Below are 15,276 nucleotides of genomic sequence, written 5' to 3'. Positions count from 1 at the left end.
TCTACTCCAGTGCTTCTTTAAATTGTTTAATTGCTTTTTTTAGTGCTGTAATAAATATCTTTAATTCCTGCTCTGTATTATCATATGACAAACTAATTCGGAGGGCTGATGTGGTCCGTTTCGTATCATATCCACATGCGGCAAGTACTTTACTTTCATCTTTTAGTTTCGATGAACAAGCTGATTTAGTCGATATATATATATCTTGTTCACCTAACATATGAATAATTACTTCAGGTTTAATACCTTGTACAGAGAAATTAATAATATGCGGTGCAGCACCATCGGGTGTATTCACCCATACATTATCTAATTCTTTTAATTCATTAAGGAGAAATCGTTGTAAATCATACAATTTATTTACTTCGTTCTTTTCTTTTTCTTTGATTAATCTTAATGCTTTCACCATCGCTACATTTCCCGCTAAATTTTCAGTGCCGGAGCGATTTGAAAACTCCTGACTTCCACCATGAAATAGAGGAAAGAGCTTTGTACGTTTATTAATATAAAGCATCCCTGTTCCTTTTAAACCATGGATTTTATGAGCAGAAAACGTACATAAATCAATTCCGCTATCCTTCAATTTCAAAGGTACCTTTCCTAAACCTTGTACATCATCTACATGGAAGAATAGTTTAGGATACTGTTTAGCGATTTCCCCTATTTCTTCAACAGGCTGAATGGAACCAATCTCATTATTGACATGCATCACACTAATAAGAATGGTATCTTCCCGAATCGCATTTCGCAGTTCATCCAAAGAGATGACACCTTGTTTATCTACTGGTAAGTAAGTCACCTCGAAACCTAATCTTTCTAATCCATAACAAGCTTCGTAAACAGAAGGGTGCTCAATTTCAGTTGTAATAATATGTTTTCCACGATGCTGATGTTCAAGCGCAATCCCTTTAATTGCTAGGTTATTTCCCTCTGTTCCTCCAGAAGTAAAAATGAGCTCATCGGCTTCAACTTTTAATATTTCAGCAGCCTGATTTTTTGCCGCCTTTAAAAGCTTTTCTGCAGTACCTCCGAATTGATGAATAGAGGATGGATTGGCAAAGTAATCTTGAGATACCTTCATAAAACTATCCAAGACAGATGCATCGGGTCGTGTTGTAGCACTATTGTCTAAATATATCATAAGCTAAATAACTCCTTGTTCTGTAATTAATAACAAAACGGAAGGCTGGACATTGAGAATGATTTCATCCCTAATGCCAGCCTTCAGTATTATACCATAATCATTAACTTCCAACACACAACATCATCATTGACCTACTATATTTGTTGTTTGTGCCTCTTCTATGTTTTTAAGAGCACCTGGCTCTACTTCCTCTATTGCCTTCGCAGCTGTTTCTAAAGCTAATTCATATTCATAATTACGGAATAATCGTTCTGCTTCTATGAGCTTTGCTGCTAATAATGGATATTTACTGCGATAACGGTTCGCATATTGAATAACTTGTTCTGTTAAGTAAGCTTGGTCAAGCATAATGTCTGTTTGTTCAACCGTTTGTTCTAATGCATAGTTCGCCTCTGTTAATGCCTTTTGGACAAGGGACATATCTAATGGTTTACCTTCTAACGCAGTAATCACTTGATTATTCTTTTCGGTTGTTTGGTCAATGCTATTCCAAATAAAAGTTGGAACACCTGGAATATTACTTTTCTTTAGTTTTCTGTTGATATGATAAAGCCGTTTACGCATATGGTCAAGCTGCTCTCTGGCTTCCAATTCATCTTTTCGGAGGCTATGAATTCTTTCTTTGAATTCTTCAAGATCTTCCGTTAGCTCTTCCAGTTTTTGGAAATTGGTTTCCATGCTTTCACGAAGTTCTGAATGTCCAACTTCTTTGTTTTCCTCTAAAATTTCCTCTAGTTGTTCTTGCAATGAAGAAATTGTTTTTCCGAGTGAAAGGTACTTCTCCATGTCGCTATCTTCAAAGAAGTAAGCTTTTTTCAATGCTTCTACTTCTTCTTTCATCACATTATACTTATTACTTATGGAAGAAATGCTTTCCGTGAAAACAGGAAGTTTCGAATCTAAGTAATTTTTGGCAATAGCTTCCTTTTCCAATAATTGGTACATTTCGTTAATTCGCTCTTCCATGTCACTTAATGACTTCTCCGCTGTCTCCATTTCACCTTTATCCAATAGCTTTGTTAATTCAACAAGTTGGTTCTGATAACTATTGATTTCTTTTTCAAATGCGAGATGTTCCACTCTGTATCCTTCTTCCTTCATTTCCTTAATTCCTGAAAGAAGGTTATCTAATACAACAGGTAAATCATGGCGGCATTTTTTATATATAGATGGGAATGTATTCAGCTGCTCTTCTACAATTTCCCTGTCATACTTAATGCCTAACACAACTTCCTTTGCTTCAATATAGTTACCAGCACCGACCAGTTCATGGTAGCTTTTTAATGCATCTTCTAACTTATCAATCTCTTCTTCAAAATAGAGCTCTGCTTTCCCGTATTGATAACGATTTTGAGAGATCTGCTTTCTTAAAGATTTAATACCTGGTTCTAACTCTTCCACTTCTTTTCTGCTTGTTTCTTCAGAATCCAATAATTCATCAAGACCCGCTAGTATTTGCTCGATATCTTTTTCAATGGATTGTAAGATAGTTTCTACTTCTTTTAATATCTTCTTTGCTTTGGAGATTAGAAATCGATCTGCAGCCTCTTCCGCATCGAAAAGATGCTCTTCAATATCTGGAAGTTCCTTTGTAATAATATCTTCCCAACGGCCTTTCCACATTTCAAACCGCTCTTGGGTTTCACCAGACAGGTTTAAGGTTTTAATTCTGCTAAGCTGGGAAGCAACATTTCTTCCCATAATATCCAACTTCCAATTCTCATACTTGTCTACAAGATCATAAATACGTTTTCTAAGTATAAGTCCAATGATTAATAATACAATGATGACTAGAATGATTCCAATGATGTATGCCATAAAAAAGCCTCCCAACCAATTTCCAAACAAGAGGATAATTCTATTATCATAAAAAGTTATATAAGTTTATTACAACATTTAATAGTTTCTAAAACTATAATAAAAATTATATAACTATGATACCATGGAATTCCCATTTATGGCTAAATTTATACAAATAATTTCAGAGTTCGCTATAATTTTTTGTCCATGCACTCTCCACAAGTCTTCTGCCTTTCAAATATCTAGCTGAAATATAATATAAGGACTTATAGCATAGACCTAATATCCCATTTACTGTGCTAACATTTTTTCTGTTTGCATTCCGTTCAATATAATAAAGTCCAGCCATTGTTGGATTACTCTCACATACCGTTTGACAAATAATTGGTGAGAATACTCACCTATCACCTGATCTTTCCAATCATTATGCAGGATATATGGTGTGACTAGCATTCCTTTTAATTGGATCAGCAAGTAATTTTTAAAATCAATTTTCACTCGGCCTTCCAGTACATTATAGAACGTTTCTCGTATTATATAATTTTCTTTTGCTAAATAAGTTACAGCCATTTCCCTTACAAATACAGAGTCCAAAGACAACTCCCTTTGAATAAAGCAAGTCAGTTGATAGTTGGATTGCTTGTAATGTATAATAGTTGAAATCAGTGCATGCAACCTTTCTATTGGTGCTAGAGTCTCTGTCTCATTAAGTGTCTTTTCTAAAGCTTTTAAATACGCTTCATAGTAAGCTGTAACAGTATATTCTAATAAACCTTGTTTACTTTTAAAATAATAATTAATAGAAGAAACATTCATATTGGCCTTTTGTGCAATATCTCTTACAGATGTGCCATGGAACCCTTTTAGGAAAAACAAAGAAGATGCAGCCTTCATCACTTTTTGTTTCGATGGGTTTTGTTTCAATTTATATCAGCTCCTTAATTAATGAAATACGACATCCGGCTTTGTTATCCTTTATCTTTTGCTCGACAAATAATATAGGCCATGTCGAAACATGCACAAGACATATGTTTTATAAATAATGGAAATGAGAGGTAGGATAATTATGTTTGAAACATCAATATATTCAGGAAATAAGGCAAAAGATTATGAATTAGTAGTAAAGCAACTAGCGGCATTGAACGAGGGTGAATCAGATCACATCGCCATCCTATCCAATGCTTCAGCTCTATTAAATCAGTTTTTAGAAAATGTAAACTGGGTTGGTTTCTATTTATGGAAAAATGACGAATTAATACTTGGCCCATTTCAAGGTTTACCAGCTTGTGTTCATATTCAATATGGCAAAGGTGTTTGCGGTACAGCGGTAAAAGAACGAAAAACCCAGCTTGTTCCTGATGTTCACGCATTTCCTGGGCATATTGCTTGTGATAGTGCCAGTAATTCTGAAATTGTTGTACCAATCATTATACATAATGAGGTTTACGGTGTGTTAGATATTGATAGTCCAATATTGAACCGTTTCGATAATGTAGATCAAGAATATCTAGAGAAGTTTGTAAGTGTTCTGGAGAATTCCTTAGCAAAATAGCAGCCCTGACGGCTGCTATTTATTTACTATACGATTTTTCCCTGTTCTCTTCGCTTCATAGAGTGCTTTATCCGTGCGCAGAAATAGATTTATAATAGAAGGATTTTCTTCTATCGTCCAAGCTGACACTCCACAGGAGACAGTTACATGAGGTTTTGTCACTTCTGAAACTCGACTTCGAATCAACTCAGCAACATGTAAACTTTCCTTCGTTGAGCAATTTGGCATATACAGTGCTAACTCTTCCCCACCCCATCTAGCTGGAATGTCTGAATCTCTCCCTATTGAACGGATGACTTGCGCTACCTGAATAATTACTTTATCCCCTATATGATGACCATAATTGTCATTTACTCGCTTAAAGTTATCAATATCGAATAGAAGCAATACTCCATACTTTCCGTGCTTCATATCTTTATCGATACTTTTTTCAAGATAATTACGAGAATAAATACCAGTTAAGTAATCTGTTATTACTGCTTTATGAAGGTGATCCTTTAGTAACGCATTTGTCATAGCCAAAGCAGCATGTTGTATTAGCGCTTCCGCTAATTTAAAGGTTTCAAAGGTAAAGTAATACATTTCCTTATGCATCACGATGGTAGCGCCATGACTATAATTAGAGTGATTCATCGGAATAGCCATGATGGATTGATATGGTGAAAAATCACTCTGATATTTACCACTGAAAATTGGCTCATCTTCATTTGAAATTTTCTCATAAAGGCTCTTGGCAAACTGCATCCCTTTACTAGTTTTAAAATAGGCAGTACTTTCCTCTTGAATCAGCACATCTGTCAATTTCTTTTCATTAAAGTATACAAAACCAATTTCATCTGGCTGGCAAAGGTCCAACATTTCTTTTTTAACCAGTGTGGTTATTTGGGATAGCTCCAAATTTTGATTTAGTTTTTTGGCAAATTCATTAATTAAGCTTAAAGAAGAAATTTGATGGTTGGAATTTTCATATAAACTGACTCTTTCAATTGCATTCCCTGCTAAGCCTGCAAAATTTTGAATAAAGGTTAACTCTAATTCTGAAAAAAATCTGGATATAGGTACTATCATTTGAAGCACCCCGTATGTACCTTGCTTACCACTAAGCGGGGCATACATATATGTTTTTCCTTCTTCATCTATATTTTCCATCTTAAACTCACCTGTCATAAACGCTTCTGTTGAGAGACAGAAGTTACCTGCTTCACTTATCTTGAACGATTTAATCGGCAGCGTTGCATCTGTTCCATTGTACTGTGCCATAAACAAGGAATATTCCATATCAGGATATAGAGTTTCTAAAGCTTCTAATATAAATGCGAAGATCTTTTCTTTTTCATTCTGGGAGAATAGTTCCGTACTAAGCTTATATAAAAATTGATGCTGTTCATTCTTCTTACGCAGTGTATAAATCTTCTCGACGATATCGAACAATATTTCCACCATGTTAATTGTTGAATTCAGTAGTTCATTTTCAAGTTTTTTTTCACTTGCAATAAGCAAGCCCATTTTCTTCCCTGTTCCGATTTCCAAAGGTAATTTAACTAGACTGCCTTCATTTTGCATGACAGAGAATGTTTCTACTTCATCCTTAGACAGAATGAGGTCCTTTACTTCCCCGACATCTATGTCCGTTCCACTTATTAACTTATACTCTTGACTTTTTACATTAAATTCATATAATCTAACGTGTGATGCTTGAAGAAGGATGGCCAATTGTTTAACTACCTCATCATAAAGCTCATCCTTCCCTAATGAATGATTAAAGTACTTCGTAAGCAATTTGAAACTATCTGTTTGTATGATTGATTGTACATTTCCCATCTATTATCACCCTATTTAACAAAGCCTTCATATAAAATACATTTCTACGCTTTATTATATCGTAATTAGTTCGTTATTCCTACTTAAAAAGATTAACTTAGGGAAATCTCCTCATCTCCCTCGCTACTCATTCTTTGAGATTTCTACTAATCGTGGTAGTGCCCTTACCTGAAATAGATTCAAAGAAAAACAGAAACCTGCTATCCATTAGAAGAATGAAGAGACATTTAATCTCTTCTCATAAACTTAGATATGAAATAAATGATGAATTGTTATTGACAGCAGCACTTATTAATTATATACTAGTCTTTGTGTAAAATAATTGGTAGCCTATGTGAACTACGTATGTCATCATTTTGTTCCTTCGAGTGGTAAAACCACCAAGGTGTATCGTGTAACTCTCTGCTGCCAGAGCGATGGTACAGGAAACAAAATGAGCAGGCGATTGGTATCACGCTCGTTTTATTTTATGCAAATAAAACAAATAAAGGAGAAATACTCTTATGTCACGTTATACTGGATCAGTATGGAAGAAATCACGCCGTCTTGGCATTTCTTTAACTGGAACTGGTAAGGAATTAGATAAACGTCCTTACGCTCCTGGTCAACATGGACCAAACCAACGCAAAAAAATGTCTGAATACGGAATGCAATTGCAAGAGAAGCAAAAACTTCGCTTCATGTTCGGATTAAATGAACGTCAATTCCGTAACTTATTCAACAAAGCTGGTAAAATGAAAGGTATTCATGGTGAAAACTTCATGGTATTACTTGAATCTCGCCTTGATAACCTTGTTTATCGCTTAGGACTTGCTCGCACTCGCAGACAAGCTCGTCAGTTAGTTAACCATGGTCATATCACAGTTGATGGTGGACGTGTTGATATTCCATCTTACTCTGTAAAACCAGGTCAAGTAATTGCTGTTCGTGAAAAATCACAAAAACTTGACATCATTAAAGAAGCAATCGAAGTAAACAACTTCGTGCCTGAATATCTAACATTTGATGAAAACAAACTAGAAGGTACGTACACTCGTTTACCAGAGCGTTCTGAACTTCCAGCAGAAATTAACGAAGCTCTTATCGTTGAGTTCTACTCTCGTTAAGTTATAGTCTATATAAAGACTAGTATTTTAAACCCTAGAAACCTTGTTATTACAAGTGTTCTAGGGTTTTTCTATGTATTAATATTTCCAAATAAATGTATTCTCCCCCTACTTAATTGAGGGAACTTTTGGGGGAGGATTTTAAAAAGTAAAACGTGGGTCAGACGCTATCTTAAAGATATATTAGGTAGTAAATACAATAGAGGGAACAAAAAGATACAATGAAATGCTAGAACCCTTGATATATAAGGACCCAATCTCCGCTTAAATATAATTAAATTAATTAATTTTTTATAAATAAATATATATAAATAAAAAATACTAGAAAAAAATAACCCTGAAAAGATCAGGATTATTTTATAACTTCGCCCTCATACAATTTCCAATTTGATTGCATCTCCTTATCACCACGAGATTCAAGGGATGCATTAATTTTTACTGTGTCGCCTTGTTTTAAATCATTTTTCTGTGATTCATCTTTTAATTCCACAATAAACGTATAAGGCAGCATATCTTTCTTTTCCATACTAATGGTTTTCCAATCTTCACCATTATAATTTTCGCCACTATAAACAACAATGCTATCTCCGATAGCTTCAAGATCTGCAATCGTTCCAGACCAAGTAACCGTATTTCCGTACATAAAATCATCCCATGTTTGAGATTTTTGGTCACTAGGTAAATTATAATATGCTTCAACTATTTCAAAGAAATCAACTTCATTTTCCATTAATTCTGCTACTTTTTTCTGTTCTTCTGAAGCATAGGATTCTTCTAAATCAGTAATAGGTTTACCAGCTTCTAACACTTCTTTAAAACTTTCATACTGAGATTGACCTTGTATAATCAAAATCCAGATATTTTCATGAGCTAAAGTCGTAGGTTCAGATGATGCATCTACAAAACTTTCATCCTCATATTCTAAAATATGAACCTCACCATTTCCAATAGCATTCACAATACCTTCTTCATTACCATATGTATCCATTTTATCTTCAGCATCTTCTGTAATAAGATTAGATTCTTTTAGCCAGGTATAAACATTTTCTGCTGTATAGGCACTTTGATTTTCTTCCTGTGCATCTGGTTCCGTTTGTTGTGCTGGTTCAACCACTTCTGATTCTTGTCCATCATCAGTTACCGTACCAATTATTCCAAAAACAATAATAATTGCAATAAGCCATACCCACCATTTTTTATAAAACGGCTTTTTAGCATTTTTTTTCGCCATGTTTAATCCCTCCAGTAGTTTTATGTTACCATAATTTACCAAACAGCTGGACCTTCATTCCGCCTTTCTTTTTTTGCTCGATAGTGTTAGCTAATCCTATATAATCACTAGAAGTTTTTAATTCTTACTTATCCAATTAAATCACCCTTCATTATCTTTTGTAAGGCACATTCCCACTAGCCACATAATTAATATTAGAATTAAAGGAGATTTCCTTGTTTTTTTACTGGATACGTTTAGCTTATTTGTTATTTTTTCTAGCTTATATGATGTTTTTTCTAAAACAAGCACTACTTTTAATGCTCTTTCCATTAGTTTTTGTTCAGAAGCAGCTTTCCCCTCCTCTGAAAACTCATATTTGATAGTTCCTTTAAACCTTTTCCAATCATCTTTAAGCCATTTAATTAAACCCATGCTATAACCCCCTTCCCTTGATTTAAAAAGGCTGCTTATACAGTAGCAAGTTTTCTTTTTGCTCTAATCAATGTACTTTTAGAAATGCCTGTCATTTCCTCTACTTGCCTATAGGACATATTTTCTTTCAGTTTAAGAGCGTAATCTATTTGCTTTTTACTATATTTATTCGGTCGCCCTTCCCTAAAGTCATCACGCTGTTTTGCAATCGCTTTTCCTTCCAGGGTACGCTCTACAATCATATTTCTTTCAAACTCTGCAAAAGCTAACATAACGCTTAAAATAAGCCTTCCTGTTGGTGTATCTTCAACCAATCCCATATTTAATACATGGACTTTGACACCACGTTTAAATAAATCCTGTATAATTTCTATTCCATCCCTGCTTGTCCTGGCAAATCTATCTAGCTTAGTTACGACAAGCGTATCCCCTTCTTTTAACACTTCCAGTAATTTATTAAATTGTGGTCGATCCCTTTTTGTTCCTGTGAATTTATCTTTATAAATCTTTTCGCAACCTTCTTGCTCTAATCGTTGTAATTGTGCTTCTAAATCCTGGTTCAATGTTGATACCCTTGCATAACCGTATTTCATCGTTAATTATCCCTTTCATTTATGGCTCTATGTAATGACACCTTGTTACCTCTTAATTCTACTACTCTATCATGTTGGAGTCAATACTTATGAGTTATGACACTTTTAAAACTGTATCAATCCTGTATCATTTTTCAGCCAATAAAAAAAGCCGATATTTTAAGATCGACTTTTAACTTCTTTTTATTCAACTAAAGCACCCTATAGTTAGTTTAAAAAGGACTTCTTAAAATTATATTAGCAACTGTTACTAATATGAATTCAAAATATCTAAGCATTTTTCTTTGAACATCCCTGATACAACTAAGGATTTCAGAATTGAAATGATATTAGTTTGAGTAAAAATAGGATTAATCCTTAAAGCCTTCTGCTCAAAAGTACAATTGTTTCCATTATAATTTTGAATAAGTTTAGTAAATTCTCTTAGATCCCTTTTTGATAAATCAAATGTGACTACTGTTTCATAAATTGTTGGTTCAGACATTTTATCTTCATTCAACAATCCTACTAATGTAATGAGACTGATATTATGAAATTTTATTTTTTCTATTTCCTGCATTAAATTTTTATATTCTATACTTTCCAATTAGCCACAAACCCTTTCTTTAACACTTAGTATTAAACTGCCCCTGTAGTACATTATAATGGATAGATTTTGCCCGATCTTATCTTCAACTCTTGCACCCGTTTGTTTTATTCCAATTTTAAAAGTTCAGCAATGACATCAGAACTACCAGGCATCAATAAAACTATTGACACAACAATGAATAAGATGCCAATAACAAACAACAAAATTACTGCCTTGACCTCTGCGGAGACACCTTTTTTCATGGCTCCTACAATAATCAAAACGATTCCTATCAAAAGCAATAGTAAATACCAAAAACCCATCATATTGCCCCTTTCTGTAAATTACCTGTTCTTCAACAAAATGCCCCTATAGTAAATTCAATAAGAAAGGATGTTTATCCTTCTTTTACCTTATTTAACTAAACTGCCCCGTTAGCGTAAGTACATTTTTTCACAAACTCTTCAATAACTATAATGCGATTTTAACATGAATATCCAATAACCTTCGTTAATTCCAAAATAATTTCACTCACTAAATCACAAAGAATTCACACACCTTCCAATAATTATTTCATACCCTGTGATTCACTATGTAAATTAAGATGAAATGAGCGATTGAAATCCGCCAAAATGTTGATAAATAAATAAATAAAAAAACGCACTGTGAATTCAAGTGCGTTTTGCTATGCGTTTTACAATGTTTGCTCCTTTGAAGTAAACCCGTTAGTCTACAGTTGGTAAGGACTATTTTCTCGTTAGAGTTATTTTTTCTTTATAGACTAGATAACAAACTAGACGGTTGTTATTATATCTACGCTGACCGAATAAACGTCTATTAAAAAAAATTATTATATTATATGTTTCCCTTTTTTAAGCCTTATAGAGTGGGTTCGTTATACCCTTACTGCTGTCTCTGTACGGACAGTTCACTTTTTATATTTTTTTCTCTTTTTATTACTTACTGTACCAGTACGGACAGTTCAAGATTTGATAGGGGTCAATAATGTTCTATTACTAGTATGGAATGTAAATATTCGAATGTATTTTTCTATGCTATTTTCTTTGTTAAAAAATTCATAAAAACTTGGATGGATAAATAAGACATTGTTACGTTACTTTTAAAAAAACCTCCGTTATAGGAGGATTTTTAATAGCTTATTAATATCGTTTCACTCTTCTTCATTAAAGTATTCTTTATACCAAATTAAAAACGTGAAGATAGTCCAGACTTTACGTGCGTTGTTCTTTTTCCCTTCATAATGTTCATTTAAAAGGTCCATAATCTCAGCCTGATTAAAAAATTCAGCTGCATTAGCACTCATGAAATAGGACTTAATTTTTGCATAATATTTTTCCGTACGAATCCAGTTCCGAATAGGTACAGGGAAGCCAATTTTTTTACGATTTGCGAACTCTTTTGGAATTGAACGAGCTGCAGCTAATCGAAATGCATATTTCGTTCCCTTTTCATTAATGCGATACTTAGTTAGTACCTTTTCTGCGGTTTCCATCACTTTACGATCTAAAAAAGGCACTCGAAGCTCAAGGGAATGCGCCATGCTCATTTTGTCTGCCTTTAGCAAAATGTCATCTACTAACCAAAGATGTAAGTCCAAAAACTGCATTTTTGTCACATCATCTTCCTTATTAACTTGCTCATAGTAAGGATTCACAATTTCTTTGACCGTTTTCCCATTTTTATATTCATCTTTCAGTAAGCTGTTCGCTTCTTTTTCCTGAAAGATTCTCGCTTGACCAATAAACCAGTCTTCTGCAGGGAGACCGCCTTTTACTAAGATGTTTTTCCCTTTAAAATCAGGCAAATTATTTGCAACAACTCCCAATGGTTTACGAATCCACAACGGTAACTTCCTATATTTCTTAAGAGGAAGAGTTCCATCGTACTCTGCATATCCCGCAAATAATTCGTCCGCACCTTCTCCTGAGAGCACAACGGTTACATCACGGCTTGCAAGTTCTGATAAAAAATAAAGCGGAACAATAGATGGATTCGAATGTGGCTCGTCCATAATGTATTGCATTTCATTTAACTTTTCAAAACAAAGATCAGAGTCTAATACTTTATTTACATTTTCGATATTAAGCTCGTCAGACAGTGCCTTCGCATTATCGATTTCAGAAAAATTTTGGTCGCTAAATCCAACTGTAAAGGTTTTATTAGGTCTCAATACAGAAGCAACATAACTTGAATCCACTCCGCTAGATAAGAAAGAACCAACTTTAACATCACTTATCTGGTGTGCATGTACTGAATCTCGTACCACATCATCAATTTCATTTACAATTTCTTCTAAAGGCTGTTCTGTAGGATTAAATTTGGGAGACCAGTAGCGTTGAATACTTACTTGTCCATTTTCGTATGTCATATAGTGAGAAGCTGGTAATTTAAACACGCCTTTAAAAAAGGTTTCATTTAAAACAGAATATTGAAAAGTTAAATAGGGTTTCAAAGCCTTTTCATTCAATACTTTATTAAACCGAGGGTGGGGAAGAAAACTTTTTATTTCAGATCCAAATAGAAGCGTACCTTCTGTATGCGCATAATAAAACGGTTTAATACCAAACATGTCGCGCGCCGCAAATAATTTTTTATTTATTTTGTCCCAAATTACGAAAGCAAACATGCCGCGTAATTTTTCTACTAATTTTTCTCCATATTCTTCATATCCGTGAAGTAGTACTTCACTATCCGTATGGGTCACAAACTGATGCCCTTTTGAGATCAGTTGTTCTTTAAGCTCTTGAAAATTATAAATCTCTCCGTTGAAAATTAGAACCAATGAATGATCCTCGTTGTATAGTGGCTGACTTCCATGTTCTAAATCAATAATACTTAAACGTCTGAAACCGAGGGCAGCCTCGTTTTCGACAAACATACCTGATGAGTCAGGACCACGATGGATGATTTTGTTCATCATATTTTCCAGAACCATCTTGGCATTCTCTGTTTCACCAACAAATCCAGTAAATCCGCACATATAGATACTCCTCCAGTTCTATTTAAAAGATACCTTTTATTAAAGAGATTAATAAAACCATCTTCTCCAATGTAAAGTTCATGAGTTGGATATACAAATATTCTTGTTGTGTCATAAGCTCTAAAGCTATCTATCGACAAAATGGAGCTGTCTTTCCCTCCGAATATTAATCGGTCAAATTCTTTTTGTTTACTCCAATGAGTTCGAATACGTCTTTTAATATCCTCACTTGTACCGATATAAACTTGAGCATATTTATCTAACACCATAATGTAATATCCAGATATCGAATCAAACGGGGCAAGATTAGTAATTTCCTTAAATACTTTAGTTTTATTGTCAAATTCCATAAGATCTTTATTAAAATCCTCTTTAGATAATGATTGAAAATATTTCATATTCAAATCGTAATTATATAAACAACGTTCTTTATGCTCATTTATTTCTAAATCAGTGTATACTTTTCCTTTATGGAATGAGCTTTTATTACTTACTTTCATGTAATTGTCTCTTGTTAGTTTTAATCCATTATTTTTTTCACGTATACTAACTCCAAAATGTTTAACCATCGGCACTCTTTTCTCCCCCTTTATTCCAAATTCTACCACATCCATTTGCATTATATGGTTATGGTTATTGTTTTCTATTTTATATATTTCTTTTAAAAAGCTAATTTAATGTCATAGAACCGTTTTTAATTAATTTGGCGATGTAACTATTAGAATTATATTAAAAAGTTAAATTCGATAGGTTATGTAAAGATTTTTTGAATAATTAATAGGCAATCACTTTTAAATACAAAAGCAATCGCCTATTAATCTAGCTTATTCATTTTACCATTTCCCCCAACCTTGATATGCCTGCCTATTCTTCAATATCGTATTGTTTTGCTATCCTATCTAGTTCTTCATCCGTATATTTGGATAAAGCTTTACTGGTTTCTACAAAATATCCACTATTGTGTACCTCTTCCAATTTCTCTTGTAATTCCTGGGAAAACTTTTTGTCATTGTCATAGCAATAAATAAGTTCCCTTAATTCCTCATCTGTCCAATCTTCTAAAGGGTTTTTCATGTTCTTCCTTTTGGCTATCTCCCTTGCTATTGCAATTTTTTCCGCTTCTTTTTCCAGTCGTTTAATTCTACTCATCATGCACCATCCCTAGTGTTCTTTTCAATTCTGCGTTTTCCTCTTGCAAAGATGTAATTCCCAACTTGGCTTCTAATATAGCAATATCTCTTTCTAGCTGTTCCTCTGTCATGAGTTCCGTTCTTTGACTTCCACAACAAGGGCAAATCCCCTCTAGCTTCTTGGATTCCTTTTCCAATCTATTCAAACGTGTATTACTCATTCTTATAACCCTCCAACCTCTGTTCGATCTCATCTAGTCTCCTGGCTGTTTCGCCTTCTTTATACGCTGATAAGGATATACTTGATAAATAAGCAATCGCCTTCGCTTTTGCTATCGGCTCTAAGTCATCATCACGCCTTAAAATATTTATTTGTTCCTGCATCAATGCTTTAATGTGGGAAGGCTTGTTTATTCGTCTGTCTTTAATCATAACCCCACCCCTCTCGTTATAAAGCTTTATTCACGCTGTTTTTACTCCAGATAGCATTACATAATCCATAGCAACGAATAACTAAATTTCACTGATAATCAGGCAAATATTGGTTGTTTTCATGTAATAGCCTCCATTTTTAATTATTCGATACTTTACTTTGCTATTCCACCACTTCTGGAAACATAGTCAATATATTTATCAAATTGAATAAGGACATAATCGAAAGTATTCCCTCTAGCAATGACTTTTTGATTTATAGATTCTCCTTCTATCTTTTTGGTACGTTTCACGCCATGCAATCCATTTACATTTCCAACGTTCTGTATAAGCGGTACTGAAGCGGCTCACTGTGAAGCAATACAATGTGTTTGGTATTCCAATCATTAAGCCAACTTCTTTAGCTAGAACATGATAATTAAAATTATCCATAATTGGAATTGCCATTATCTCACCACCAAAATTATTAAAAATTAGTTGATTA

17 protein-coding genes are annotated in these 15,276 nt (G+C 33.9%); 2 read left to right on the top strand and 15 right to left on the bottom strand.

What is annotated here, in order from left to right; genetic code table 11:
* Position 1: 1 nt before the first annotated feature.
* The 3 genes from D8M04_RS00765 to refZ form a co-directional block, all read right to left on the bottom strand.
* On the bottom strand, positions 2-1,141 hold the full coding sequence (locus D8M04_RS00765; protein ID WP_121520430.1) for a cysteine desulfurase family protein: 1,140 nt from the start codon (positions 1,139-1,141) through the stop codon (positions 2-4).
* Positions 1,142-1,267: 126 nt separating this feature from the next.
* Entirely contained in the window at positions 1,268-2,962 is a 1,695-nt protein-coding gene (ezrA, locus tag D8M04_RS00760; RefSeq protein WP_121520428.1) for a septation ring formation regulator EzrA, read from the bottom strand.
* A 273-nt stretch (positions 2,963-3,235) separates the two neighbouring features.
* Complete coding sequence (gene refZ, locus D8M04_RS00755; RefSeq protein ID WP_121520426.1) at positions 3,236-3,868, bottom strand: forespore capture DNA-binding protein RefZ; 633 nt, start codon at positions 3,866-3,868, stop codon at positions 3,236-3,238.
* Between the two features lie 142 nt (positions 3,869-4,010).
* On the opposite strand from refZ, the gene D8M04_RS00750 reads away from it, so the two are divergent.
* Positions 4,011-4,496, top strand: coding sequence for a GAF domain-containing protein (locus tag D8M04_RS00750; RefSeq protein WP_121520424.1), 486 nt, complete (start codon positions 4,011-4,013; stop codon positions 4,494-4,496).
* Positions 4,497-4,511: 15 nt separating this feature from the next.
* On the opposite strand, the gene D8M04_RS00745 is transcribed toward D8M04_RS00750, so the two are convergent.
* Positions 4,512-6,317 carry a sensor domain-containing diguanylate cyclase gene (locus tag D8M04_RS00745; RefSeq protein ID WP_121520422.1) on the bottom strand — a complete coding sequence of 602 codons (1,806 nt, stop codon included), beginning with the start codon at positions 6,315-6,317 and terminating at the stop codon, positions 4,512-4,514.
* Positions 6,318-6,820: 503 nt separating this feature from the next.
* Between D8M04_RS00745 and rpsD the strand changes: the two genes are divergently transcribed.
* On the top strand, positions 6,821-7,423 hold the full coding sequence (gene rpsD, locus D8M04_RS00740) for a 30S ribosomal protein S4 (protein WP_121520420.1): 603 nt from the start codon (positions 6,821-6,823) through the stop codon (positions 7,421-7,423).
* 352 nt (positions 7,424-7,775) lie between these two features.
* On the opposite strand, the gene D8M04_RS00735 is transcribed toward rpsD, so the two are convergent.
* The 11 genes from D8M04_RS00735 to D8M04_RS00685 all read right to left on the bottom strand — a co-directional run bounded on the left by D8M04_RS00735 (position 7,776) and on the right by D8M04_RS00685 (position 15,239).
* Entirely contained in the window at positions 7,776-8,654 is an 879-nt protein-coding gene (locus tag D8M04_RS00735; protein ID WP_121520418.1) for a hypothetical protein, read from the bottom strand.
* Positions 8,655-8,795: 141 nt separating this feature from the next.
* Positions 8,796-9,068, bottom strand: a complete 273-nt coding sequence (locus D8M04_RS00730; protein WP_121520416.1) for a hypothetical protein — start codon at positions 9,066-9,068, stop codon at positions 8,796-8,798.
* A 35-nt stretch (positions 9,069-9,103) separates the two neighbouring features.
* Positions 9,104-9,661 (bottom strand): recombinase family protein, encoded by a 558-nt coding sequence (locus D8M04_RS00725; protein WP_121520414.1) that lies wholly within the window; start codon positions 9,659-9,661, stop codon positions 9,104-9,106.
* A 250-nt stretch (positions 9,662-9,911) separates the two neighbouring features.
* Positions 9,912-10,247: a hypothetical protein gene (locus D8M04_RS00720; RefSeq protein ID WP_121520411.1), complete on the bottom strand. Its 336-nt coding sequence runs from the start codon at positions 10,245-10,247 to the stop codon at positions 9,912-9,914.
* A gap of 107 nt (positions 10,248-10,354) precedes the next feature.
* Positions 10,355-10,552: a hypothetical protein gene (locus D8M04_RS00715; RefSeq protein ID WP_121520409.1), complete on the bottom strand. Its 198-nt coding sequence runs from the start codon at positions 10,550-10,552 to the stop codon at positions 10,355-10,357.
* Between the two features lie 848 nt (positions 10,553-11,400).
* Positions 11,401-13,230, bottom strand: a complete 1,830-nt coding sequence (asnB, locus tag D8M04_RS00710) for an asparagine synthase (glutamine-hydrolyzing) (RefSeq protein WP_121520407.1) — start codon at positions 13,228-13,230, stop codon at positions 11,401-11,403.
* Positions 13,167-13,805, bottom strand: coding sequence for a GIY-YIG nuclease family protein (locus D8M04_RS00705; RefSeq protein WP_121520405.1), 639 nt, complete (start codon positions 13,803-13,805; stop codon positions 13,167-13,169). The genes asnB and D8M04_RS00705 overlap by 64 nt, the downstream gene beginning before the upstream one ends.
* A gap of 289 nt (positions 13,806-14,094) precedes the next feature.
* Positions 14,095-14,379: a hypothetical protein gene (locus D8M04_RS00700; RefSeq protein ID WP_121520403.1), complete on the bottom strand. Its 285-nt coding sequence runs from the start codon at positions 14,377-14,379 to the stop codon at positions 14,095-14,097.
* Positions 14,372-14,581, bottom strand: coding sequence for a hypothetical protein (locus D8M04_RS00695; RefSeq protein WP_121520401.1), 210 nt, complete (start codon positions 14,579-14,581; stop codon positions 14,372-14,374). Before D8M04_RS00695 ends, D8M04_RS00700 begins: the two co-directional genes overlap by 8 nt.
* Positions 14,574-14,792, bottom strand: a complete 219-nt coding sequence (locus tag D8M04_RS00690; RefSeq protein ID WP_121520399.1) for a hypothetical protein — start codon at positions 14,790-14,792, stop codon at positions 14,574-14,576. Before D8M04_RS00690 ends, D8M04_RS00695 begins: the two co-directional genes overlap by 8 nt.
* A gap of 237 nt (positions 14,793-15,029) precedes the next feature.
* Positions 15,030-15,239 carry a hypothetical protein gene (locus tag D8M04_RS00685; protein ID WP_121520397.1) on the bottom strand — a complete coding sequence of 70 codons (210 nt, stop codon included), beginning with the start codon at positions 15,237-15,239 and terminating at the stop codon, positions 15,030-15,032.
* Between the last annotated feature and the right edge of the window lie 37 nt (positions 15,240-15,276).

The organism is Oceanobacillus piezotolerans, assembly GCF_003665065.1.
In the GTDB taxonomy this organism is placed as follows: Bacteria; Bacillota; Bacilli; order Bacillales; family Amphibacillaceae; genus Oceanobacillus; species Oceanobacillus piezotolerans.
This window is presented reverse-complemented; position numbering and strand designations above follow the sequence as displayed.